Raw genomic sequence first — 25,568 nt, 5'->3', positions numbered from 1 at the left:
ACTTAGAGTAGTTCCAACGTTGGAGGTTGTATGCGCTACCACGTAACATTAGGTGCCTGTCTGCTGTTCTTCAGTAGTTTCAGCATGGCACAAAACTCAGCAACAGAAAAGCAACAAAATGAACAAGTTGCAACGCTCGCGGGCGGTTGCTTTTGGTGTGTAGAAGAAGCTTTTGAACAATTAAACGGTGTCCGCGAAGTCGTGTCTGGCTATGCCGGCGGCACTGAAAAAGACCCGACTTATAAACAAGTATCTGGCGGTCAAACCGGCCATACCGAAGCAGCTCAGATTTATTACAATCCTAATATCATCAGCTACGCAGGCATTTTGCAAAAGTTCTGGCGCATTATGGACCCGACCGACGCTGACGGTCAGTTTGTTGACCGCGGTAAGCAGTATCGCCCGGAAATATTCGTACATAACGAACAACAGCGGCGTATTGCTGAGCAATCCAAACAATGGCTTATCGAAAACGGTCCGTTTAAAGACCCCATCGTTGTGCCGATAACCGAGTTCACCAACTTTTATCGTGCCGAAGAATACCATCAGGACTACTACGATAAAAATCCGATACGCTACAAAGTCTATACCTACAATTCCGGTCGTTATGACTTTGTCGAGAAGCACTGGGGCGATACCAGCGATATTGATTATCAGCAGTTCACTAACGCTAACCCCGGCGGTGAGGATACAGCTTCGTCTCAGTCGGCTAGTGACAAACCGTGGGTGAATTTTAATAAGCCAGCTACGCAGCAATTACGTGAGCAGTTGACCCCTATCCAGTATGCCGTCACACAGGAAGACGAGACTGAGCCGGCGTTCGACAACCGCTATTGGGATAACAAAGAGCCCGGCCTGTATGTTGACATCGTCAGTGGCGAACCACTTTTTTCTTCAAAACATAAATACAAATCCGGAACCGGCTGGCCAAGCTTTACCCAGCCGATTACCAGCAATGCAGTGGTGGAAAAAGAGGATAACAGCTGGTTTTACACGCGCACTGAAATTCGCAGCCGCTATGCCGACTCCCATCTGGGCCACGTATTCGAAGATGGACCACAGCCAACAGGGTTGCGTTACTGTATGAATTCCGCCGCGCTGGAATTCATTCCGTTAGCTGAAATGAAGCAACGCGGCTATGGTGAGTATATTAAATACGTCGAATAAGCTGCGTAGCCTAAGCTATCCAGCCTAACTCCTGCGCCCTTTGTGCCGCTTGCTGCGGTACATCGGTCGCAACAAAGTGGTGATGTAGTACCTGCACGCCCAACATATGGTTGATGACGGCATCTAGTTGAACTTGTTCCTCAGCAGGCACATCGTCATCCTGATGTCGCTCAAAGGTTCTGACGACCTGCTCGTAATCCAGCAAACCTGCCGACTTTACCGCCTCTTCGTTTAAAAACTGCTCGGCCAGCTTTTCTACGGCCTGCCACTTTTCCGGGTCGGTGTGGGCCGGCGGCGCCATAAAGGCGAACTTCTCGCGCTTGTACAAAGTTTCAGGAAGAAGTCCTTTCATTGCCTCGCGCAACACGTATTTTTCTTTATTACCTTTAATGCGCAAATGCGGCGGTACGGTAAACGCATATTCGGCTAAATGATGGTCAAGGAACGCCGGTCGCGCTTCCATTGAGTTTGCCATATCAACGCGGTCACCACCCCAGGTCAGTATTTGCCCTTCCAGCATGGTTTTGATCCACACATACTGTGCCCGATCTAAGGGGTGACGCCCGTCTAACATGGTTTCGTCAAGCGTATCAGCTATCGCTTTGCTGGGATCGTATTCGCTTACCTGCTCGCGCATTGTTGCAGACATTAACGGTAACGCGACGCTGCTGCACGACAGCCACGGCTGCACACAACTGGGGGTAAAGCCCATTTTCTGATTAAACGCATCGCTGACAAACTCTTCCCGTGCCAGCATCGCGCCTTTAAACAGTTTATTGTTCTTCTCTAATAGCTCTTGCCATTCTACCCGCTCGACTTCCGGCAAATGATCAAGGCCATGTAAAAACATGTCTTTACGAAACGCTGGGTAGCCGGCAAAAAGTTCATCCGAGCCCTCTCCCGTCATTACCACTTTGTATCCGGCTTCGTGCACTTCCTTACTCATCAAGTATTTCGCCACGCCCAACGTGTTATAGATGGTGCGTTCGGTATGCCACAGTGTTTTTACAAAATGGTCATATAAGTCATTGGCTTTAAGCGCCATGATATGGTGGTCGGCATCAGTGGCCTCTGCCATTTCGCGGGCAATCGGGGTTTCGTCATAAGCGTCAGAGTCAAACCCGATGGTAAACGCTTTTACCGAGGTTTGTGTCGATGCTGATGCTAAGCCCAGAATCGCACAGGAATCGATACCTCCCGACAAGTAACAACCGACCGGCACATCAGCGGTCATCCGGTGCTGTACGGCTTCCAGTAATTTAGCCCGCACACCTTCGATATACTGTTCTTCGTCGACGTCATCGCCTGGATAATCATGTTCGTTAGGAAAGTTCACGTCCCAGTATTTATGTTCAGAAATACTCAATTTACCGTTGTTTCGTTGTATTTTTACCACATAACCCGGCTGCACTTGATTGATTCCGGTAAACGCTGTGGACCCCGGTACCATCACTTGAATCAACTGGTGATATAGCCCTTCGGGAGAAAACTCGCGCTTAACATCAGGGTGCGCGAACAAAACTTTTAGCTCTGAGCCGAATACAACGCCGTGCTCGGTCTCTGTCCAGTATAAGGGTTTAATACCAAAGCGGTCGCGCACTAGATAAAGACTATCGTCCTGCTCGTCAAACAAGCCAAACGCAAATTCACCACGCAGTTCACTTAGCGTATGCTCTAGCCCATAGCGTTCAAATAAGTGTAAAACAATCTCAGAGTCACTCTTTGAACGAAACGCTGCTCCCCGTGCGGTCAAGTCTGCACGAATACGTTTAAAATCATAGAACTCGCCATTGTGTGTCAGCATCAGTCGTTTATCCGCAGACATAAAAGGCTGACGACCTCGTTGTTCATTCAGGTCAATAATCGAGAGTCGGGCATGACTAAAACCAACGCCGTGTTCCTGTTTAACTTGATAACCATAACCATCAGGGCCGCGATGATGCATAATCGCGGCCATATTCACTAACGTCTGCGCGTCGATTGAACGATCCGTTTGGTGATGAAAAACTCCAGCAATTCCGCACATTCTTTGCTTTTCCTTTTATTAAACGACATCAATAACGCGCTCTGCGCGCTGCACCATACAAGTCAGTAACGCCATCCGTAAAAATACCGCTCCGCGAGCCTGGCTGAAGTACCAGTTATGCGAAGTATGATCGAGATCGGTATTCAACTCAGCACCGCGAGCCAACGGATGTAAAATAATGGCATCTTCTTTTAGCGGCGATTGGGCGCTTAACGAGAACGTTTTACCATAGGTATTAAAGGTCTCACCCTCCCACGAAATCGCATTAATATAAACCACGTCAAGATCCGGTAACACGCTATTTAGATCAGTCGCTGTGGCTACCTTAATACCCGCCTGCTCTATTTGCTCACGCTGAGCCTGACCAAATAACTCATCGGTTACCGTCTGGTCATGAATAATCACCAGTTCCTTCACTGCATTAGGGAATTTACAGAGCAATTTTATCAGGCTGCGCACGGTACGCATTTTATCCGGCACGCCAATAATGCCGATGCGTACCGCATGCTCTGCCGCTTGCTCAGTCACCAGTTCAGGCTTCCACTTGAACATCGCATACAAATCCGCCATCGCCTGCGTCGGATGCTCATCACTACCGTTACCTGCGTTGATAATCGGAATGCGCAGCGAATCGATCATTTCCTCCAGCGAGCTTTCATTATTATCCCGTAACACCACACAGTCGCCGTAGTTATTGAACATTTCAGCAACGTCGGCCAGACACTCGCCTTTAGCGATACCAGTGGTAGAACGATCGGTAATCGACATGATGTCACCGCCTAAGCGATGCCAGGCACTTTCAAACGATAGCCGCGTACGCGTGCTTGGCTCATAAAATGCGGAAATTAATATCTTGCCCTGTAGCGAGGTGCTGAAACGCCGTGGATTCGCTTCATATTTTGCCGCCAGTCGAAACAACTGCAGCAACCCGTTCTGGGTAAATTGGTCTGACGACACTATGTGTTGATTCGCCAGCTTTAACAGATAGTCGCCATCTTCCTGAATGACTCTGAGTAATGCCTTGGGGTGTGCATCACCGCAGACATCCGGCCGCTCCCTTTCAAACGACACATCTTTTATGTTCATAGGGCTACCATATTGTTTTAGAAAAATAATCTTTTACGAACAGCGCCAGCAAAATGATCGGTGTTAAACACGATAATGCCAGCGCAGCGATAATCAAAATAGCAAAAGCGAGTTCCGGTAATTGCATTACCCGCCCTCCTCGTTTAGCTGTTGCCAGTCAAATAACGACTGAGCGCGCCATACTCCCAGCGCACAAATTAATCCGGATACGGCGCAGGAAATAAGCGCAGCAACATAAAAACCGACCATAAAATAGCCAACCAACCCCAGTCCGGTGCCTGCCGCCATCGCCAGCGCTGCATATCCGCCACTAAGCCGGCGACTATAAAGACCCAGTACAATGGGCCAAATGGTGCTGGCGACAAATGCACCAGCAAAGTTCAATAATGCGCCCAGCGTAGCGATTCGGGGTAAGCAAAACAGCCAGGTCATTACACCCAAGCCTAAAATACAGTAACGGTTAAAGCGTAACAGGCTTTTGTCAGACGCATTCGGACAGAGCTTTTTATGGAATAAATCCTGCGTGACAAGATCCGAGGTTGCGGCTAACAGTGAATCGAGACTGGACGCCAAAGCTGAAAAAATAACGATAAAGACCAGCACAGCGCCCGTCGTACCCAGTACTGCAGCCGCTACCGTTGGGCCAATCATGTCAGCGCTGGGCGGAAAAATTCCCAGTTGCGGCGCAGCTAAGGCAATGAAACCTGTCACAATGGGAATCGGCAACCACATCAGGCCGCCGGTAAGGTAAGCTTTGTATGCCACGCCTTGTTTGAACGATAAAGCCCTTGACCACCAAACGTTCGAATGGAAGATCTCGCCTAGCCCGAAAAAGATATTGTTAAATAAAAACATGACCGCTGCCGGAAACAGCAAATCCAGCAGTTGCGGATGCTCGGCGGACAAGTTTTGATGAATGCTGTCCAGGCCGACATTGTTGATCAACCAGAACGCAATGGCGCTAATGCCGACGATAATAATCAGCGCCTGAATAAAATCGGTAGCAATAACAGCACGCATACCGCCGAATAAGGTGTAGCCGACGCAAATAATCAAAATTGCCGTCATGCCAATGTGGTAGTCGAGGCCACTTAATGACTCGAGTAAAATGCCGCCGGCCATGCCTAAACTAATCAGCCAGCCAAATGCATAAACCACTGAAATGATGATAAACACCCACCATGCTGCCTGACCATAACGTAGCCGCACAAAATCGCCCGAGGTATAGCCATTGGGCAATAACTGCTTGATGCGTTTAGCCATAGGCGCAAACAGCAGTAACCCCAATGCCGCGAAGGAGTACCCAATCATTCCCCAAATGCCAAATTGGTAGGTCAACTGCGGCGCTACCAACGTGGTATTACTGGTGACCCAGGTTGCCATAGCGGTGGCCGCAGCAAAAGCGAAGCCAACGTTACGACCGGCTAAGGCAAAGTCCTCATGGGTTTTGTTTTTGCGCCCGAGCCAAAAACCAAAAACCACCCAAAAAATACCAAACAGAACGACAATGGTGAGTCCTACCGAGGTATCCAGAGCAAACTCAGTCATGAGTAGCACCTCGCTGAACCCGGCGGTGAAAGGTCAACAAGACGACCACCAGCACGATGAACAACAGCAAACCGACAAAAAACAGGCCCAGCGCTTGCCATAAGGGATAATGATTCACCTTAACTTGAATTACATTGCTGGGGGCTTCGATATTGTCCGCCCGGGCTCGGAGGTAATAGGTGCCGTTACTGAACCCTGTCAGCGATAGTTGTTTAAAATCGCCCAGCGCGGGAAAGTGCGTTACGGCCTGATCAAAACCGGCAGAAGTCGATGATTCGATGACTAGATTCTTAACCACCTCGCTATTTGATTCACTGACGGAAACCGTAAAATAGCCTTCGCGGACAGTATCTTCAGGACCAGACAGGGTCAGTGATTGCGCAGACACAAGCCGCGGCAATAGCAGCAATAAACACAAACTCAACAATGTAACAACGCATTTAGCGATGCCAGGCTGTCTGGTTTTCAGGCTAACCATAAAGTCCGCTTTGGCTTGCAGTACATGAATTTCAGGCTATCAGCCCCCCACGTTTATTTCAACTTTAGTCATAATCGCGCCTATACGCATGCAAACTTTAGTTAACAATCGCGAATAAACATTGCAAACAAAAACCATTTTTCGCAGGCTACCGTAGTAATATGACTAATTAACTCATACGACTAAGCCACCGGCGGATCAGGGAACAACAACAGCATGAAGTATCTTTGCAGCCTCGGCTCAAATATCGAACCCGAGCTTCACTTTTCTCGCGCTAAACATTATTTGGCAAAACTGGCAGACGAACTGGAATTCTCCAGAGACATCACCACCAAGCCCGTCGGCATGAATACCAATCACCCGTTTTTAAACGCGTTATTCATACTCGAAACAGCACTTACGCCGACCGCACTAAAAGCGGAATTTAATCAGATTGAAATTCTGCTGGGCCGCGATCGTTCCGATCCACTTTGCAGCGTTAAAGACCGTCCAATTGATATTGATATTTTGGGCGAACTTGGTGATAACCCGGAAGTGCCCGACTATTTGCAACAGCTGATCCCGGATTTAACAGCAGTAGGAGAAACAAAGTGAGTAAGGTCGCATTGATTACCGGCGCCGGCCGGCGGTTTGGCTATGAGCTCGCCAATGATTTATTGGATCAGGGCTATACGGTGTATGCCCATTATAATTCGTCTAAACAGGGTGTTGAGCAACTAGAGCAGCGCGGTGCCATCGGCCTGCAAGCTGACTTCAGTGATAGTGCAGCCATCGACGGCATGATTGCCACGGTAAAAGAGCAAGCTCAGCACATCGATCTGTTAGTTAATAATGCCTCGTGCTTTTTTAATAACAGCGATGTTGACGATGACACTGATAAGTTACAGGCTGTCTACGCGGTTCATGCTATTGCGCCCTACAAATTAATCACGGGCTTACAAGACTTACTGTCAACAGCCAACGACGGCTTGGTGATCAACATCACCGATATCTACAGCGAGCGCCCATCAACCGACTACATTGCCTACTGCGGTGCCAAAGCAGCACTAGCCAACATGACCCTGGCATTTGCCAAGTCGCTAGCCCCTAATATCCGTGTCAATGCCATCCAGCCAGGCCCAATTCTGTTCCTCCCGGAACACGACAGCGACCACCGTAAACAAGTCCTGGCAGAAACCCCACTGACCGTCGAAGGCGGCCTGCAACCCATGATCGACACCGTCAAATTCTTCCGCGACAACCCGTTCCTCACCGGCGAATCCATCAAAGTCGACGGCGGCCGCGCGCTGAAGATCTGAACAGGTGTCGGTGGGGACGTTGGGCGGCGGTGATGACGTTGCGAGAAATGCGGCTGGTGATTGACCGCAGCGACGAGGATGGCTTTTTAGTGCTTCAGCACCCCCATCTCAGGGGGACGCTGCAAGTACGTCCCCCCAGAATAGGCGTGCCGTGAAGTCTAAAAAGCCCTGTTGTCACCCTTTCGCCATCCGACGGCAACAAAAAAACCGGCGCGAGGCCGGTTTTTGTTTGCTCTCGCGCCCTAGCGCGAGCGACTAGTTTTTGAGCATTTGGCGGAGTACGAAGTGCAGGATACCGCCGTTTTTGTAGTACTGCATTTCGTTGCCGGTGTCGATGCGGCATTTGACTTTGAACTTAACCTCTTCGCCATTCTTGCGTTTGGCGACGACGTCGAGCATTTGTCCTGGTTTCAGGTCTTTGCTCAGGCCGTGAATTGAGATCTGTTCTTCGCCGGTTAAGCCGTGGGCTTCGACGCCTTGACCGTCTTCGAATTGTAACGGCAGTACGCCCATACCAACTAAATTAGAACGGTGAATACGCTCATAGCTCTCGGCGATAACCGCTTTTACACCTAACAGACGCGTACCTTTGGCAGCCCAGTCACGGCTGGAGCCGGTGCCGTACTCTTTACCGGCCAGCACCACCAACGGTGTATCGTTCTCCATATACTTCATGGCGGCATCGTACATCGACATTTGCTCGCCAGTTGGTACATATTGAGTAAAACCACCCTCAACGTCGTCCAGCATTTGGTTTTTAATGCGGATGTTAGCGAAGGTACCACGCATCATGACTTCGTGGTTACCACGGCGCGAACCGTAAGAGTTAAAGTCTTTAACCTCGACGCCGTTTTCCTGCAAGTATTTACCTGCCGGTGAATCCGGCTTAATCGCGCCAGCCGGCGAAATGTGGTCAGTGGTGATCGAATCTGCAAATACCGCTAATACGTTGGCATCGTTGATGTCCTGCGGATCTTGCAGCGGCTGATCAATACCGTCAAAGAATGGCGGGTTTTTCACATAGGTTGAATCATCCTGCCAGTCGTAGACTTTACCTTCGGCAACATTGATCGCACGCCATTCGTCGTCGCCTTTAAAGACTTCCGCATATTCTTTACGGAACATCTCGTTATCGACGGTTTTAACCGCTTCGGCAATTTCAGCGCTCGTTGGCCAGATGTCTTTTAAGAACACAGCGTTGCCATCTTTGTCCTTACCCAGCGGCTCTTTGCTTAGGTCTGTACGCGTGGTACCGGCCAGTGCGTATGCAACGACTAACGGCGGTGATGCTAACCAGTTAGCTTTTACATCGGGGTGCACGCGACCTTCGAAGTTACGGTTACCCGACAATACTGAAGAGACCGTTAGGTTACCTTCGTTGATTGCATCGCTGATTTCGTCATCCAGTGGACCCGAGTTACCGATACAGGTGGTACAGCCATAGCCGACCAAGTGGAAGCCGAGGTCTTCCATGTACGGCGTAAAGCCTGCTTTTTTCAGATAGTCAGTAACAACCTTTGAGCCGGGCGCAAACGATGACTTAACCCAGGGTTTACGATCCAGGCCTTTTTCTACTGCTTTCTTGGCCAGCAAGCCCGCAGCCATCAATACACTGGGGTTGGACGTATTGGTGCAAGAAGTAATTGCAGCAATGACCACGTCACCGTGCGACAAGCTGTAATCTTTACCTTTAACCGGTACTTCTTTGTCTGTTTCGTTGGCCTGACCGTTGGTTTCCAGAATCAGGTCAAAGTTACTACCCAGCTGTTCCATATTGACCCGGTCTTGCGGGCGTTTAGGTCCTGCAAGCGATGCTGTCACGCTGCTTAAGTCAAGCTCCAGAGAGTCAGTAAATTCTGGCTCGTTATCATTGGAACGCCATAAACCCTGCTCTTTGCAGTAAGCTTCGACTAGTGCCAGTGTTTCGTCATCACGGCCTGACAGGCGCATGTAATTGATCGTTTCATCGTCAACCGGGAAGAAACCACAGGTTGCGCCATATTCAGGTGCCATGTTTGAAATCGTTGCACGGTCAGCCAGAGGCAGGTTATCAAGACCCGGGCCGTAGAACTCGACGAATTTACCCACTACGCCGCGTTCACGCAGCATTTGCGTTACGGTCAATACCAAGTCGGTCGCGGTCACGCCTTCCGGTAGTTTACCGGTCATGCGGAAACCAACGACTTCGGGGATCAGCATTGAAACGGGTTGCCCAAGCATTGCGGCTTCGGCTTCGATACCGCCGACACCCCAGCCCAGCACGCCAAGTGCGTTAATCATGGTGGTATGAGAATCTGTACCAACCAGGGTATCAGGATACGCTACGGTGCGGCCGTCCTCTTCTTTGGTCCATACACTTTTACCCAGGTATTCCAGGTTAACCTGGTGACAAATACCGGTGCCGGGTGGCACGACACGGAAGTTTTCAAACGCGCCTTGTCCCCACTTAAGGAACTCGTAGCGCTCCTTGTTACGATCCATCTCCATCCGCACATTCTGTTTAAACGCTTCTGGTGTGGCATATTTATCGACCATCACCGAGTGGTCAATGACCAGGTCAACAGGTGATAACGGATTGATGATTTCAGGATTGTGACCGGCTTTATCGACCGCATCACGCATTGCAGCTAAATCCACAATGCCCGGTACGCCGGTAAAGTCCTGCATCAGGACGCGCGCCGGGCGGTACTGGATCTCGCGGTCGATTTTCTTTTCTTTTAACCAGTCGACCATCGCTTTCAGATCATCGCCGGTTACGGTTTCGCCATCTTCGTTACGTAACAGGTTTTCCAGCAACACTTTCATTGATGCCGGCAATTTATCGATATTTCCTAATGACTTGGCTGCCTTAGGCAAGCTGTAATAGTCATAACTTTTGCCCTTAACATCCAATGTACTTAACGTATCCAGACTATTTTTGCCTGACATAGTACTCTCCCATTCGCATTGAGCGTTGTTTTAGCCAATAGATACCATCAACTATAGTCAATGCAAAATCAATCGGCCATTGATTTTGTTGTTAATAGTCAAACACAATCAACAAAAACTCGCCAGCCCTGACGGTTATGTATTATTCGATAAGCATTTATTTTTACTATTAATTGTTTCTATAGAACATAGTCGATAAAGACGAAATCAGATCAATTGGGTACACTATTACTCATTGTATCAATGAACACTTAGTAAAGCACAGGGAAGCAAGGCAATGAGCCAAGTATTAGATAATTTGTTAAACCTTCTGCAGTTAGAAACTATCGAGCAAGGTATTTACCGCGGCAATAGTCAAGATTTGGGCTTTGGCGCTGTGTTTGGTGGTCAGGTTATTGGCCAGGCCCTGTCGGCAGCTAAAGAGACACTGCCTCCTGAACGTGGCGCGCACTCGTTTCACAGTTACTTTTTGCGCCCGGGTGATGCTAAAAAGCCAATTGTATACGATGTAGAAGTCATTCGTGATGGCAAAAGCATCTCCACGCGTCGCGTCAAAGCGATACAAAACGGCAAACCCATTTTTCATATGACCGCTTCGTTTCAGGAAGACGAGGTCGGCTTTGAACATCAGGACACCATGCCGGAAGTCCCCGGTCCTGAGGGGCTGGTATCAGATATTGATATCTACAAAGAGCATCAGGATTTAATTCCTGCGCCGATCCGTAATAAGTTTATTTGCGAAAAGCCAATCGAAATGCGCTTTGTGACCGCCTACAACCCGTTCAAACCGGAAAAAGACGAACCCAAGCGCTACGTTTGGCTTAAAGCCAACGGCGAAATGCCGGCTGACCTGCGCGTGCACAAATACCTATTGGCGTACGCCTCAGACTTTAACTTTTTGCCCACGGCATTGCAGCCACACGGCATGAGCTTTGCACAACCGAACATGCAAGTTGCAACCATTGATCATGCCATGTGGTTCCATCGCGATTTCCGCATGGACGATTGGTTGCTCTATGCTATCGACAGCCCATCGGCGAGCGGTAATCGTGGCTTAGTCAGAGGGCAAATCTATACACGTGACGGCACACTGGTTGCGTCTACTATTCAGGAAGGTGTGATGCGGCGCCAACGCTGACGCGTTGGCTTGCTTGGCGCTGCCGTGCAGCTTGCTTGGCAGCGCTTCGCGCTTTGCTTGACATGGCCTGTGGCCATTTGCCTGGCGGCACCGTTGGTGCCTTGAACGCCGTGACCTTGGCTTAGGTCAGTGACACGAAGAAGCCAGCGATTGCGGCGCTCATCATGTTTGCCATTGTTGCCGCGAGTAAAGCGCGCATGCCCAAACGAGCTATATCATGGCGTCGACTTGGCGCCATACCGCCTAACCCACCGAGCAGTATGGCGATTGAGGAGAAGTTGGCAAAACCACACAACACGAAAGTAATAATGACTTGCGCGTGTTCACTTAGCTGATCTTTGTAGTTAACAAAGTCCAGGTAGGCGACAAATTCGTTAATCACCAGCTTCTGGCCAATAAAGCTACCGGCAATTTGTGCCTCGTCCCAGCTGATACCCAGCACATAAGCCACCGGCTGGAACACATAACCAAAAACTTCCTGCATGGTCAGTCCGGGGTAACCAAACCAGCCACCGACCCAGCCAAATATACCATTCACCAAAGCGATTAACGCAACAAAGGCTAACAGCATCGCACCAACGTTCATGGCAAGCTGAAGACCACTGGAAGCCCCTGATGCGGCTGCATCAATTACGTTGGCAGAGTTGTCCTCGACTTCAACTTCTTCCAGATCATTACGCGGAGTTTCGCACTCCGGAATCATCATCTTAGCCATCAAGAAGCCCGCGGGCGCAGCCATGAAGCTTGCTGCAATAAGGTATTTAAGCTCAACTCCGACTCCTGCATAGCCGGCCAATACCGACCCGGATACCGAGCTCATACCACCGACCATGACAGCAAATAACTCACTACGGGTCATGGTTCCGATAAAGGGTCTGACCATCATCGGCGCTTCCGTTTGGCCGACAAAAATATTAGCTGCCGCCGACATCGACTCGGGGCGGCTGGTATTCAGTAATTTTTGTAAGCCGCCACCCAGAATACGAATAATCCACTTCATGATACCCAGGTAATAAAGCACCGAAATCAGTGACGAGAAGAAAACAATAACGCTGAGTACCTGGATAGCAAAAACAAAGCCAAATTCTTCTGATGCCAGGCCGCCAAACAAAAAGTTAATACCGGCGGAGGTGTAGCCAATAACCGCCGAGACGCCTTGAGCAAAGCTAAACAGCATCTCGCGCCCAAGGGGCACGTAAAGCACAAAGCCGGCAAGTGACATTTGAATAGCAAACGCACCGATAACGGTGCGCCAGCGAATATTCTTGCGATTGGTTGACAGTAAGTAAGCAACCAGAAGGATAACGGCAATGCCGAGTAAACTATTCATATAGGACCAACTTATTCTGCCAGCAACTGGCGTATTTTTGTTTTTATAATGTCGATAGCGATCTCGTTTTGACCACCGCGGGTGACAACCAGATCAGCGTACTGCTTGGACGGAAAAATGTGGTCGAAAAATGCCGGACGCACATACTGCTCATATTGTTCTGCAACTGACTGCAAAGTACGGCCACGCTCTTCTATATCACGCTTGATGCGGCGCAGCAGACAAATATCTAAGGGCGTATCCATAAACACCGCAATATCGAATTCCTGCCTTAACGCGGGGTCAGTTAACAGTAATATTCCTTCTACCATTATCACTTTAGCAGGAGCAACACGAATACTTTCTGGTAGGCGGGTGTGCGTTGTATGGCTGTACTGCGGCATGTCAACGGCCTCTTCGCGGCGCAGTTGCTGGATATGCTGCAATAATAAATCATGCTCAAACGCCGAGGGCTGGTCATAATTGGTCAGCACTCGCTGCTCCATGGTCATATGACTTTGATCCCGATAGTAGGCATCCTCGGCAAGAATAGCGATACCATCACTACCCAGTTCCTCGACCAGTTCGTGATAAACCGTCGAAGCAAACAAGCTTTTACCCGAGGCTGAGGCCCCTGCGATTGCAATAACTGTCGTCTTACTCACAAGCGTGTGTTTTCCCTTAAGCTTTTCTGACCGCGCGCAATTATCCTTGATTGTTATCACAATTAAAAGCCTAGTGTCCGAAATGCTTTGTCTAATTTCGTTACAATTTTGTAACGCATCTTGCTACAGCTCTACAAGTAGTCCCGCTATAGTAGCTTGGCTATTTATTGTATGACGTTATGTTCGAGAGAACGTTCTAAGGAACTTTTACGAATGAAAATGATAAAAACTTTAACGGCAGTGGCTGTTAGCGCAGCGTTACTTGGCGGATGCCAAATGACACAAAGCGCCAATGCTACGACCCAAACTGAACAATCGGTAAATCAACAACAGTTTCCTGAAATCGAGGTAAGCTACGAAACATTCAAACTGGACAACGGCTTAACAGTAGTTGTGCATGAAGACCGTAAAGCCCCTATCGTTGCCGTCAACGTGTGGTATGCAGTGGGTTCTAAAGACGAGAAACCCGGCAAAACCGGCTTTGCTCACCTATTTGAACACCTGATGTTTAATGGCACAGAAAACTACGACGACGAATACTTTGGCCCGTTTGAGCGCGCTGGTGCAACAGAAATGAACGGCACCACCAACAATGACCGCACCAACTACTTCCAAAATGTTCCCACCCCGGCCTTAGATATGGCGTTGTGGATGGAATCTGACCGCATGGGTCATTTGCTGGGGGCAGTCACTCAGGAAAAGTTAGACGAACAGCGTGGCGTTGTACAAAACGAGAAACGCCAGGGCGAAGCACAACCTTACGGTCGTGTCTGGGGCTACTTAGCAGAGCAAACCTTCCCTGAAGGTCACCCCTATTCATGGTCCGTTATTGGCTCGATGGAAGACTTAAACAATGCTTCGTTAGATGATGTCCACCAGTGGTTCAAAGACTATTACGGCGCCTCCAACGCAGTATTAGTGTTAGCCGGTGACATTGATGTCGAAACCGCTAAAGAAAAAGTAGAAAAATATTTTGCTGATATTGCACCCGGTAAACCGCTGCAAAAGCTTGAAGCCTGGGTTGCTAAGCGCGAAGGTACTAAACGTGCCACCATGCAGGATGACGTGCCGGCTGCGCGTATTTATCGTATCTGGAATACCGCTCAGTTAGGTACTGCAGACCATGAATACCTCAGCTTACTGTCAGATATTCTGGCTAATGGCAAAAACTCGCGTTTATACGAGCGCTTAGTATACGAAGAGCAAATTGCCAGCTCAGTTGGTGGCTTCCAATTCGGTCGTGATTTGGCCGGTCAGTTCTTTATCACTGCTGACGCCAAAGCAGGTGTCGACCTGGACCGCGTAGAAGCCATTATTGACGAAGAACTTAACCGCTTGTTAACTGAAGGTCCGACACAGGAAGAGTTGCAACGCACCAAGTTCAGCACCACCGCAGGTTTTGTGCGTCGCGTCGAAAAAGTGGGTGGTTTTGGTGGTAAATCTGATTTACTTGCCTCAGGCGAGGTTTACCATGGTGACCCCGGCTTTTATGCGAAAGAAATGGACTGGCTTAAAAATGCCACCGTTAGCGATTTACAAGCAGCTGGTAAACGTTGGTTAACTGACGGCGACTTCATTCTGCACGTACAGCCACAACCTGGTTATCAGGCCGGCGAAGCGCAGGCAAGCCGTGACCAACTTCCGGACGTTGGTGATCTGCCAACACTTGAGTTACCGGAATTAAATACCTTTACGCTGTCCAATGGTCTGGAAGTATATCTTGCCGAACGCCACGATACACCTACCGTTGAAATGCGTTTGGTTGCTGACGCCGGTTACGCAGCTGATGCAGGCACTCACGCCGGTACCGCCAGCTTTGCCATGTCGATGCTTAAAGAAGGCACCGAAAATTACGGCCCTATGGAGCTTGCCGCAAAACTGGAAAATCTGGGTACGGGTTTGAATGCATACGCCAGCTTAGACACCTCAACCATTAGCCTGAACAGCTTGACCGTTAACCTGGAACAAAGCTTAGGCTTGATGAGCGAGATTATTTTGCGGCCGACCTTCCCACAAGCGGAAATCGATCGTAAACGCTCTAACTGGCTTGAAGACATTCGCAAAGAACAGGCTCGTCCGCAAACTCAGGCTCTGCGCGTTGTACCCGGTTTAATGTTTGGTGAAGACCACGCTTACAGCCAGCCGTTAACGGGCTCAGGTACTGTTGACTCAATCAACGCGTTAACACGCGACGATTTAGTCGACCATGTACAAACCTGGTTACGTCCGGATAACGCCCGACTGGTTATTGTTGGTGACACCACAGAGGCGCAGATTAAGCCGTTACTGGAGCAGCAACTGGCAGACTGGCAGGCTCCGGCGAGCGCTAAGCCGAGCAAAGTCTTAGAACGCCCTGCTGCGCAGGAACAAGCGCGGGTATTCCTGATCGATAAACCCGGCACACCGCAATCATTGATCATCGCAGGTCAATTAGCCCCATCGGGTACGGTAGATAATGCTGATACTATCGATGTCATGAATACCATTTTAGGCGGTAGCTTTACCAGCCGCTTAAACATGAACTTGCGTGAGGACAAAGGTTGGTCATACGGAGCGCGCTCCATGTGGTTAGACAACCTGGGTCCGGGTCTGTTGATCGCCTTAGCTCCGGTACAAACGGATAAAACCCAGGAGTCAATTGAGGAAATTGTTAAAGAATTTACTCAATACGAGGGTGAAAATCCTGCTACTGCTGACGAGTTAGCGAAAGTAAAAGCTAATAAAGTAGCTAAATTGCCGGGCGCTTACGAGACCAAAGGTCAATTGATCAATGCAGTCAGTGACACATTGAACAAAGGCAAAGACATGCAGTACTTAGAAGCCTATGCGCAACGTGTTTCAAATATCGATTTGGATAGCGTTAAGCAAACTGCTGATAGTGTGCTGCGTCCCGACGCCATGACATGGGTTATCGTTGGTGATTTAGAGCAAATCGAAGAGAAAGTACGTTCGCTAAATCTGGGCGAAGTCACGATTCTTGACGACGTAAAATAACAGCACCTTAAAACTGAAAAGTGCAGGACCCGTGTCCTGCACTTTTTTTGTGTTTAAAAGATATGATTACCCAGCACCAACAGCTGACAAACAATAACGCCGGTGGTAAGAATAAGACGCATGGGGTAATAGCCTGACTGCGTTGTCATTAGTGTGCCTCGGGCCAATGTACGCTCAAACACAAGCACCAACGCAAAACCGACCATCTGCACCAACAATGCCCAAAACACGCTGTCGAGCAATAATGTTAACCAGGCCAGCAACGCAAATAGATTACTGAGTAACAACAAGCTATTAGTCGCTTCACTATCCGCCCTGTGAATCGCTCTTCCCCAGAGCGTGCCCGACATAAAGCTTAAAATGATGGCACCATAAGTCAGTAGCAGCGTCATCGGTGACACCGGTATCGGTAGGTTTAGTGCCATTAATTCGGCCAGTGCAGAAATCAAGAACGGAACAAGCCCGGCATAACCCAAAAGTTGCATCAGTTTTGTTTTTGCAGATTCCATCAGAACACGTCCATTTTGTTAGTTTTTGCGTAATTGACTGTTATAACGAGAATTAACCTGGTTAAGTTTAGTTGATGAGTAAAACTTATTCCCGTTCGCTTTATTGGTTTACCCATGACCTGCGCTTATCGGATAATATCGCTTTGCAAACCGCACAACGTCAATCAGACGCACTGTGCTACTGCTATGTTATTGATAAAAATAGCCTATCGCGCGGCCGCTATGGTATGCCCAGTCTTGGTCAGCAACGCCTCAGTTTTATTTGGCAGTCACTGCAAGATCTAAAGCACCAATTAGAACAAGCCGGCCACCAACTGCTGATTCGTGTGGGAGAACCACTGGACGAAATCAGCCAGTTAATCAGCCAATACCAACCAGAAGCGGTATTCGCCGGGCTTCAAAACGGCGTCTATGAGCGACGCCGGTGGCAACAACTGCAAAAGCAGTTTCGGTTTATTGCATTCAACGCATCAGCCAATAGTACCCTGTTGAGTGAACACCACCTGCCCTTTGACGAGCAACAGTTTCCCGCTTCTTATAGCCAGTTCCGGCGGCGTCTCGAGCCTTTGTCATTAAGCATTACTGCGAAGCCGGAGCAGCCAACAAATTTTGACCACAAAGCAATGGGCGGCTCGACGGCGCCCCCACTTGAGCTTACCCAAAACCTGTCTGACACCTGGCTAAGCGGGGGGGAGTCTGCGGCACAACGTCACCTGCACAGCTATTTTAGCAGCGCGGCACCGGCAACCTATAAACAAACCCGTAATGCTCTGGACGGTTTTGAACAATCGACCAAGTTGTCAGCCTACCTTGCTCACGGCAACCTTTCGCCACAGCAAGTGATTAACCGATTACGCAAGTACGAAGCAGAGCACAGCGAAAACGAATCGACCTACTGGATTGTCTTTGAATTACTGTGGCGGGAATATTTTTTCTGGTATCTACGGCATTACCAGGGGCGTGTCTTCGCCGTCGGTGGCATTAATAATATCAAGCCGCAGACGACATTTTATCCTGCCCGGTTTAAACAATGGTGTTGCGGCACTACCCCCTTCCCATTAGTTAACGCCTGTATGAAGCAACTCAACCAGACCGGTTATATGTCCAACCGTGGCCGTCAAATCGTCGCCAGCTGTCTGGTTAACGAATTAGCTATTGATTGGCGCTATGGTGCCGCCTATTTTGAACAACAATTACTGGATTATGATATAGGTTCAAACTGGGGCAACTGGCAATACATTGCGGGAGTTGGCGCTGACCCACGCGGCGGTAGGCATTTTAACCTGGACAAGCAGACTAATCAGTTTGACCCGGATGGCGAGTTTATTGCACGTTGGCAAGGCAATACCACGCGCTCGATGGACAGTACTGACGCTGCAGATTGGCCGATTAGTTAGCCGGCTTAGCCAACACCACCGCGTTTTTACCTGCGCTTTTTGCCTGATACATAGCCTTGTCAGCCATATCGATAATGCTTTCGACCGTATGCCCCTGAGAGAGTTGGTCGCACTGGCATAAGCCGATAGATAAAGTAACAGGCAAGTGTTCTGACGCGATACCCGAGACTAATTGTGTGCGTAACCGCTCCATCATCTGTTGGGCATTTTCTGCTGAAATCATCGGATGAATGGTGGCAAACTCATCGCCACCAATACGGGCAACATGATCAGAGTGACGACTGCACGAGGTAATCATCTTACCAATAGCCTGCAACACCTCATCGCCATATTGATGACCAAACTTGTCATTCACCTCTTTAAAGTCATCCAAATCGATAAAACCGACCGCGAAAGGCGTGCCATGCTCAGCTAGCTGTTGCAGTTCTTCATTCAGTTGAGCCACAAACGCACGGCGGTTCATCACGCCGGTTAAGTGGTCGGTTAAGGCCTGGCGCTTTTCAAATTCCAGCTCGCGGCGGATCTTCTCTTCGGCTTGTTGCTGGAGGGTATAATCGCGAACAATGGCAACGCCGTAAAGCGCACCGTCGACATCCATTTGATTAAGCATGATATCCACGTAAAACGTGACACCGCTGCGTTTTACCGCAGGAAACCGCAGGCCATTGCCCATAGAGCGTTTACCCGGGTGCTCAAAAAAGTGCTTTAAATGCCCGGCATGCGCCTGTCGAAACTCGACCGGAATGAGTTGATCAAGCGGCAAATCAATCAAGCCACTTGAACTATAATCAAACATAGTTGCTGCGGCTATATTGGCGGCGACAATAGTCCCTGTCTGGTCAATGACCAGTGCACCATCCGGAATGATTTCTAAGAATTCACGAAAGGTCTTTTCAATTTCCATATTAATTCAACCACTGCGATATGTGCGGCGCCGGCCTACCGATGTAATAACCCTGCAAGTATTCTATTTGTTGCTGAGTCAGATAGCCGTTAATGGCTTCGTTTTCGACAAATTCAGCCACCATCGGGATATTCAGTTCGCGGCAGATACTGATCATGCCATTTAAAATACTGGCATTGCTTTTATCTTCCAGAATGTTCTTGATGATACTGCCGTCAATTTTTAAATAATCAGGATGCAGTTGAATCAAACGCGAAAAGTTTGAATAACCCACACCAAAGTCATCAATGGCTATTTTAGCTCCTCGCTGACGGACTTGCTGTGCAAATTCCTCGACCGCCGAAAAATCCTCGGTCGATTCGGTCTCTGTGATTTCAAAAATCAGTTGCGCTGCGGGATGTTGGTCGAGAGTTGTCAGGATGAATTCCACGGTCTGCGGATTAAGGATATCCTCGATAGAAACATTAACCGATATCGCAACCTGATGACGTTCCGATTGCACCATCGCCTGTTGCACAACCGAGCGGGTGATTTGACTGTAATAACGCGTGGTTTTCGCTTTGTCTAGAAACAAGCCTGGCGGTAGGTCATTTTTACCGTCACGTAAGCGCACCAGCGCCTCATAATAATCCACGTGCTGACCATTACTACTCTTTATCGGCTGGTAATAATTAACAAAGTTATCATTATCCAGCGCAGCCTGAATCTTCGGCATCCAATTAATTTGGTGCGAATGGCTAAAGTCACGCTCTTTAACACACTCTATTTGGTAACCGGAGAACACTTTTTTAGCTTTAGCCAGAGCGCTCTCCGCCAGTTGAATAAGCTTTTTGCGGCCAACTCCCATACCCAGTGCAATATCAATTTCAACATCGCCGCCATCAACTGTGAACTGCGCTTTGGCAAGCGCATCGTAGTATTGTTGCAGGTGAACTTCAAACAGGTTTGGGATCATTCTAAAATCGGCGGCAATGGCAAACTTATCGCCATAGAGTCGGTAAATATTCAACCGACTCTCGGATAAGTACTGAGCTGACCAATTGCTGAATGCGCGCAGTAACTGGTCACCAAACTCGAGGCCATAAAAGTCCACAAACGAACGAAATTTGCGAATATCTAATATCGCTAAACATTGTGCCCGAGCTTTTTTCAGGTCATTAAGCAAATCAACACGGGTTGCCAACCCGGTTACTGCGTCAAAACGCGTTTCGTTGAGGAGTTCATCCAGATAGACTTCGCGGGAGATATCCTGTAGCAACAAGACAATTTCTGACAACTGTTCATTTTCGAATAACGGAATAGTCAAGCACTTAAACCAGGCACCGCTGTCCTTGTCAGTTGTCGTTGCGGAAACCAACCGCACAATGCCATTCCAGCTCTGCTTAAACTCAATCGCGTAGTTTATCCGATCGGTTAATTGGTCACGGTTGGATGGCTCAATAAATTGCGTAAAACGTGTGCCAATAACGGCAGCATCAGTGTGTAACTGCTTCTGAAGTGACTCGCTGATAAAGACAACTCGCCCGTGCGCATCCAAGCGTGCACACAATGCGGAAGATTCTAATGCCGCAACATATTGCGAGAGCAATTGTTGATTATGCACCAACGACCCCTTAACAACGACTGTAATGTGAATTTTTTATTATTATCGTTCTACTCTAACCCGACTGGAATTAAATTGCGACATTGCAATAACAACCATTTGCAACTGTGTTTACCCAGCCACCGTTGGCTTTTAACTTGTTGCTGTTGATTTCGGGTAGCAGTTGTTCGACAAAGCTCGTTTCAGTAGTACAAAACGCGCCATCAGCGTATGGTCCCAAATACACTAACTGCCGGTTAGCGTTATAAATAATCACCGCTGGTGTTGACGGTAGCAGTGTTTTTAATTCGGGGTATTGATCGATATCAATGGTGATATTGTGACCTCCTTGCACATTGACTGAACGTTCTATGGCTTGCTGGTGCCCGCGTGTACGCCAGTTGCACTGGCAACTCTGCGCGAACACGTGAAAAACCGATGAACTCAGGTCAGGCGCAATGTGTTGTAACTCGCTAGCCAGCCGCTGCTCAAAGTCATTACTACTGACCTGCTGCTGTAAACGGCCCTCGGCATCGAACCATACCAAGCGCGCCTCCAGCAGCCACCAAAGACCAACCAGAACGGCACCAAACCAAGCTACGATCAACAGCCACAGGCTGCGCTGACGCCAGCGTTTAGACAGCAAAGCGCTCCACCTGCTGACGCAACCGTTCTGCCGCCTCAGCCATTTGCTGCGCTTTGCGATCGTTACTATCGACCAAACGCTGCTCCTGATCGGATACCATGCGCAAGCAAAACACCGGTAAACACGCGGTGTGCGGAAAGAACCCAGGGGTAGGCGGCCATGAAAACCTCTAATACAACAAAGACAGACGCTATTACGTTAATCACTCTGTGACTGGATTAATCGTCTGAGATAAATATAATGACGCCTTTTTAGACAATTGGCCACTTTTTTATGTATGAACGTTCAAAAATAGTTAAGCGCATCGCAACCCCGTCAATCGCTCTGTCGGCTTTGTTGGCCACCACGCCGATAGCGGCAGAACAATATTGGTCTGATACCAGCTTAACTTACTTGTATGGCGACGATTACGAGGTTGGCGATAGTGATCGGCAAGTGCTTACCCTTGAATACGTCTCGGGCTATAGCTGGGGCAAATTGTTTAGCTTCGCTGATCGGTTAGAATCGGGAAATGGTGATACCGAAACCTATATCGAGGTTTCACCCGAAGTTTATCTTACTGAGTACAGCGACAGTTGGGTTAGTAACATCAGCGCTACTACCACGGCAGAAATCGGAGATGGCTTTACCCACTACCTTTATGGTTTGGGTGTCGCTTTCAATGCCCCGGGGTTCGACTACCTAGAGCTGGACGCTTATCGCCGCAATAACGACGGGTTCGCCAATAACTACCAGTTAACGGCAACCTGGGCCACCTCCTTTAGCTTAGGTAATAGCCGCTGGTTATATGATGGTTTTATTGACTATGCTTCAGGAATTTCCGGCGTTGGTCCGGCAAACCTTAACTTCACCTCGCAGCTGAAACTGGATATTGCCCCCTACCTGGAATTAAAAAGCCCACTTTACGTGGGCCTGGAATATGTTTACTGGCGCAACAAGTTTTATATTGAGGGAGTAAACGAGCATAATCCGAACTTGCTGCTAAAGTGGCACTTCTAAGCTAAAAACGGTAAGTCATGCCCAGGTTAATGGACGATAATTCAAAGTAATCTTCGTCCATTAGCCTCAACCAATCCAAGTAAAAACCCAGCTGTTGTGATGTTTTTACTTCAAAGCCGGCACCCACACTCAAGCCGCTCTCTGCACCCGATGTGCCACCACTGCTAATTTCGCTGCGTGACCAACCAGCCAACGCATATACCGACAATTGATTGGTTAACTGCGCCTGCGGTTTTGCCAATAAACTGACCGCGTAATCTAATTCCACTTCGCTATTAATCGACGTACCCGGCATAACTTCATAACTGATGGTGTCGTTGGCTACGCCAAAACCTAAACGTGCCTCGACCGCCACATTAGGATGAATCGTCTGCCCAACCGCAAAGCTCAGCACATTAGGTTTAGCAGTCGGAATGTCCGCCGCTCCCGAATCCGCACTGAACTGGCTACCCTGCACCGCAATGTAATAATCATTCCATTGCATGGGTTGTTGCGCCAAAGCGGACGTTGACGCCAGCGCAGACAAAGTAACCAATGATAGCTTTTTAAATATACCTTGCATTATTTCCTCTTCCTTAAGGGGCCAAAAGTTTCCCTATGATAGCACTCCATATAACAAACAACAGGTCTGTCCGGCGAATTCCTTTGTCAGAGATAAACGACTAACTTAAGGAGATTTAGCCTGCTGTTACAGTCTAAATTTGGTAAAGTCTTAAAAGTTCAACGCGAAGTTGAGTGCCAGATGTCTTTCAGCAGCCTTCAGTCCGCTGATAGCAGGGTTATCGGGCTCGTAACCCTGAACACTGCTGTAATGCCAATAGTCACGATTAAACACATTAAACAGCCCTATATTTATATCGATATTATTAGCCGGATACCAACTCACTAACCAGTCTACCGTCGCGTAACCCGCGCTTTCATACAAAGGTTCGGCATCACTACTTTCAAGCTCGGGTTGTCCATCATATGCGGTGAGTACCCAACGGCTTTGCCAGTCACCAGAACCGGGCTTATAACTTAGTTCAAACACGCCATGAGCCGGCGCAACACCGGCTAACTCTCTGCCGCTTCTGTCATCTTCCCCGGTGCTGTAAGAAAGTGCGACCTTGCTTGCCCAGCGAGGGTTCCAATTTTGCTGCCACTCTAGTTCAACTCCTTTGATAGAAACACGATCCCGGTTAACGGATTGAAAAATCAACAACCCCTGCTGCGGATCAACCCCCTGCGGCGCCCGTGACTCGATAAAATCCCTGTAGCTGTTGTCGTAAACGGCTAACTGCCAGCGGCCCTCATCAAAACGTTGTCTAAATCCAGCTTCCAGGCTGTAGCCACGTTCTGCCTTAAGATCAGGATTGGAGATAGCCAACACCCCAAACTGAGGATAATACAAGCCGACATTCACGTCGGCAAAAGGTGGCGCGCGATAGCCTCGAGCGTACTGTGCAAAAACTTCGCTACGCTTGCTACTCTGCCATAATAACCCAAGTTTTGGCAGCCACGCATCCTCGCTTAAATCGGTTACGTCGGCTTGCGGGTAGCGCTCAGCGAACAAAGCATCGGGCTGGTTTTCTAACTCATAGTATTCATAGCGCAGCCCTGGGATTAACGTCACGTTGGGCATTAATTTGGGCATTAATGCAATCTCGTTATGCACGTAAACGCCCAGTTCTCGAACTTCGGTGGTAGGGAAGTCACGTAACGGGAATTGTTCACCCAGTAATACTTTTGTGGATTCGGCAGTCTCCAAGTTTAGTTGCTCAGCATCACGTAGATCAGTATACGTTGACTTTAGCCACTCAAAACCGTAGCCCAATTGTTGATCAACATCACCGATACGCAAGCTACTGGCAAAGTCTGCGCCAACACCATACAGCCGATGTTGGTAGGAAAAATCGCGCTCAATAAATAATGCGGGATCCGCTGACAGTCGCTGTTCATCCGTGTATTGTTGCGCCTCACTGTTTTGTATGAACAACCGTGACTGCATCGAGTCAGCAAAATCCAGATCCCGGATGTCATATTCAAGTAATGCGCGCCATTGCTCTCGTTGATCATCAGCCTGCATCGCTGTGGTGTTAGTAAGCCTTCCGGTACCGATGATTGATTCAATTTGGGTGTCACGTTCATCATTAAGCGCATCAACACTTAGCTTTATTTCACCAGCGGCTAAACGCGATTCAAAACTCAGTAAAACCGCTTGTTGGCGATGATGTTGAGGATCAACATGGCGTTCTTCACCATATTGAGCAGCGGCACCTAATAACCAACGATTTCCGTCTTTTTCAGCTGCAACAGCTGTCATCAGGCGCGCCTGATTTTTATCGCTATCAAAACCGCTACGAAAAACACCGGCAAACGATTCACCCAATAGCAAGTCATCTGCATCCAACAATTCAATCGCAACTACACCGCCTAACGCCTTACTGCCATATAGTGTCGATGCCGGGCCACGCAACACCTCGACTTGGTTAACTAAGCCTAATTCAAGCAATCCTCGCCCACTATTAGAAAAGCTACCTACAGCAAACTGCTCCGCTACAGGAACCTGGTCGACAATAATTGATGTGCGATTTCCGCCAATGCCACGCACTCTAAAGCCGTCATTGCCAAAGCGTGTACTGCTCTCATCAACACTAACACCAACTTGGTAGCGAACCATATCTGCCGCATCAATGACCAGATTTTGTTGCAACTGTTGCTGATCAATTATGCTGACAGTTCCTGCAACGTCAGAAACTGCCCGCGGCTGGCGTGTTGCCACCACGGTAATACGCTCAATCGACGCATCATTAACTTGTTGGTTGTCTGTTTGCTGCGCAAAAACAACGGGGCTAAATAGCCCCGTTGTCACAGCAAACAAAACACCCGCTAAACCCATGTGTTTTTGCTGCATC

Annotated in this window: 21 protein-coding genes; 7 read left to right on the top strand and 14 right to left on the bottom strand. The window is 48.7% G+C overall.

The features are described from left to right. The first annotated feature begins 30 nt into the window (after positions 1-30). The gene (gene msrB, locus KZ771_RS03065; RefSeq protein WP_290654319.1) at positions 31-1,167 is read left to right on the top strand and encodes a peptide-methionine (R)-S-oxide reductase MsrB; all 1,137 of its coding nucleotides are present in this window, start codon (positions 31-33) and stop codon (positions 1,165-1,167) included. Positions 1,168-1,177: 10 nt separating this feature from the next. On the opposite strand, the gene asnB is transcribed toward msrB, so the two are convergent. The 5 genes from asnB to KZ771_RS03040 are packed head-to-tail and all read right to left on the bottom strand — an operon-like array spanning position 1,178 to position 6,305. After that, on the bottom strand, positions 1,178-3,193 hold the full coding sequence (asnB, locus tag KZ771_RS03060; protein ID WP_290654318.1) for an asparagine synthase (glutamine-hydrolyzing): 2,016 nt from the start codon (positions 3,191-3,193) through the stop codon (positions 1,178-1,180). A gap of 18 nt (positions 3,194-3,211) precedes the next feature. After that, positions 3,212-4,279, bottom strand: a complete 1,068-nt coding sequence (locus tag KZ771_RS03055; protein WP_290569992.1) for an aspartate carbamoyltransferase — start codon at positions 4,277-4,279, stop codon at positions 3,212-3,214. 4 nt (positions 4,280-4,283) lie between these two features. Further along, the gene (locus KZ771_RS03050) at positions 4,284-4,406 is read right to left on the bottom strand and encodes a hypothetical protein (RefSeq protein ID WP_279513220.1); all 123 of its coding nucleotides are present in this window, start codon (positions 4,404-4,406) and stop codon (positions 4,284-4,286) included. Beyond that, on the bottom strand, positions 4,406-5,827 hold the full coding sequence (locus KZ771_RS03045) for a sodium:solute symporter family protein (RefSeq protein ID WP_290569996.1): 1,422 nt from the start codon (positions 5,825-5,827) through the stop codon (positions 4,406-4,408). The genes KZ771_RS03050 and KZ771_RS03045 overlap by 1 nt, the downstream gene beginning before the upstream one ends. Next, complete coding sequence (locus tag KZ771_RS03040) at positions 5,820-6,305, bottom strand: hypothetical protein (RefSeq protein WP_243734491.1); 486 nt, start codon at positions 6,303-6,305, stop codon at positions 5,820-5,822. The genes KZ771_RS03045 and KZ771_RS03040 overlap by 8 nt, the downstream gene beginning before the upstream one ends. Before the next feature lie 216 nt (positions 6,306-6,521). Here KZ771_RS03040 and KZ771_RS03035 point away from each other — a divergent pair, with 216 nt between their 5' ends. Continuing rightward, on the top strand, positions 6,522-6,899 hold the full coding sequence (locus tag KZ771_RS03035; protein WP_290569999.1) for a 2-amino-4-hydroxy-6-hydroxymethyldihydropteridine diphosphokinase: 378 nt from the start codon (positions 6,522-6,524) through the stop codon (positions 6,897-6,899). After that, positions 6,896-7,603, top strand: a complete 708-nt coding sequence (locus KZ771_RS03030) for an SDR family NAD(P)-dependent oxidoreductase (RefSeq protein ID WP_290570001.1) — start codon at positions 6,896-6,898, stop codon at positions 7,601-7,603. The genes KZ771_RS03035 and KZ771_RS03030 overlap by 4 nt, the downstream gene beginning before the upstream one ends. A 255-nt stretch (positions 7,604-7,858) precedes the next feature. On the opposite strand, the gene acnA is transcribed toward KZ771_RS03030, so the two are convergent. After that, positions 7,859-10,531 (bottom strand): aconitate hydratase AcnA, encoded by a 2,673-nt coding sequence (acnA, locus tag KZ771_RS03025; RefSeq protein WP_133539315.1) that lies wholly within the window; start codon positions 10,529-10,531, stop codon positions 7,859-7,861. A 277-nt stretch (positions 10,532-10,808) separates the two neighbouring features. On the opposite strand from acnA, the gene tesB reads away from it, so the two are divergent. Further along, on the top strand, positions 10,809-11,669 hold the full coding sequence (gene tesB, locus KZ771_RS03020) for an acyl-CoA thioesterase II (protein ID WP_133539316.1): 861 nt from the start codon (positions 10,809-10,811) through the stop codon (positions 11,667-11,669). 121 nt (positions 11,670-11,790) lie between these two features. Here the strand turns inward: tesB and KZ771_RS03015 are convergent, their stop codons facing one another. Both KZ771_RS03015 and udk read right to left on the bottom strand, forming a co-directional pair. Next, complete coding sequence (locus tag KZ771_RS03015) at positions 11,791-12,999, bottom strand: NupC/NupG family nucleoside CNT transporter (RefSeq protein ID WP_290654317.1); 1,209 nt, start codon at positions 12,997-12,999, stop codon at positions 11,791-11,793. An 11-nt stretch (positions 13,000-13,010) separates the two neighbouring features. Further along, positions 13,011-13,643, bottom strand: coding sequence for a uridine kinase (udk, locus tag KZ771_RS03010; protein WP_290654316.1), 633 nt, complete (start codon positions 13,641-13,643; stop codon positions 13,011-13,013). Positions 13,644-13,856: 213 nt separating this feature from the next. Between udk and KZ771_RS03005 the strand changes: the two genes are divergently transcribed. Next, the gene (locus tag KZ771_RS03005; RefSeq protein ID WP_290654315.1) at positions 13,857-16,637 is read left to right on the top strand and encodes a pitrilysin family protein; all 2,781 of its coding nucleotides are present in this window, start codon (positions 13,857-13,859) and stop codon (positions 16,635-16,637) included. 53 nt (positions 16,638-16,690) lie between these two features. Here KZ771_RS03005 and KZ771_RS03000 read toward each other — a convergent pair whose 3' ends face one another. After that, positions 16,691-17,146 (bottom strand): DUF3429 domain-containing protein, encoded by a 456-nt coding sequence (locus KZ771_RS03000; protein WP_290654314.1) that lies wholly within the window; start codon positions 17,144-17,146, stop codon positions 16,691-16,693. 74 nt (positions 17,147-17,220) lie between these two features. Between KZ771_RS03000 and KZ771_RS02995 the strand changes: the two genes are divergently transcribed. Continuing rightward, positions 17,221-18,543, top strand: coding sequence for a DASH family cryptochrome (locus KZ771_RS02995; protein ID WP_290570550.1), 1,323 nt, complete (start codon positions 17,221-17,223; stop codon positions 18,541-18,543). On the opposite strand, the gene KZ771_RS02990 is transcribed toward KZ771_RS02995, so the two are convergent. The 3 genes from KZ771_RS02990 to KZ771_RS02980 form a co-directional block, all read right to left on the bottom strand. Further along, positions 18,536-19,447 (bottom strand): sensor domain-containing diguanylate cyclase, encoded by a 912-nt coding sequence (locus KZ771_RS02990; RefSeq protein ID WP_290570548.1) that lies wholly within the window; start codon positions 19,445-19,447, stop codon positions 18,536-18,538. The genes KZ771_RS02995 and KZ771_RS02990 overlap by 8 nt on opposite strands. Before the next feature lies 1 nt (position 19,448). Next, positions 19,449-21,050, bottom strand: coding sequence for a sensor domain-containing phosphodiesterase (locus KZ771_RS02985; RefSeq protein WP_133539323.1), 1,602 nt, complete (start codon positions 21,048-21,050; stop codon positions 19,449-19,451). A 70-nt stretch (positions 21,051-21,120) separates the two neighbouring features. Next, positions 21,121-21,675 carry a DUF6436 domain-containing protein gene (locus tag KZ771_RS02980; protein WP_290654313.1) on the bottom strand — a complete coding sequence of 185 codons (555 nt, stop codon included), beginning with the start codon at positions 21,673-21,675 and terminating at the stop codon, positions 21,121-21,123. Between the two features lie 273 nt (positions 21,676-21,948). Between KZ771_RS02980 and KZ771_RS02975 the strand changes: the two genes are divergently transcribed. After that, on the top strand, positions 21,949-22,674 hold the full coding sequence (locus KZ771_RS02975; protein ID WP_290654312.1) for a nucleoside-binding protein: 726 nt from the start codon (positions 21,949-21,951) through the stop codon (positions 22,672-22,674). A gap of 1 nt (position 22,675) precedes the next feature. Here KZ771_RS02975 and KZ771_RS02970 read toward each other — a convergent pair whose 3' ends face one another. Next, a complete protein-coding gene (locus tag KZ771_RS02970) occupies positions 22,676-23,236 on the bottom strand; it encodes a porin family protein (protein ID WP_290570540.1) in 561 nt (186 codons plus the stop codon). A gap of 150 nt (positions 23,237-23,386) precedes the next feature. Continuing rightward, positions 23,387-25,567: a TonB-dependent receptor gene (locus KZ771_RS02965; RefSeq protein ID WP_290570538.1), complete on the bottom strand. Its 2,181-nt coding sequence runs from the start codon at positions 25,565-25,567 to the stop codon at positions 23,387-23,389. Position 25,568 lies beyond the last annotated feature (1 nt).

The organism is Idiomarina sp., assembly GCF_019431395.1.
GTDB lineage: Bacteria > Pseudomonadota > Gammaproteobacteria > Enterobacterales > Alteromonadaceae > Idiomarina.
Note: the sequence above shows the minus strand (reverse complement) of the source record. Positions and strands in the feature narration are given on the sequence as shown.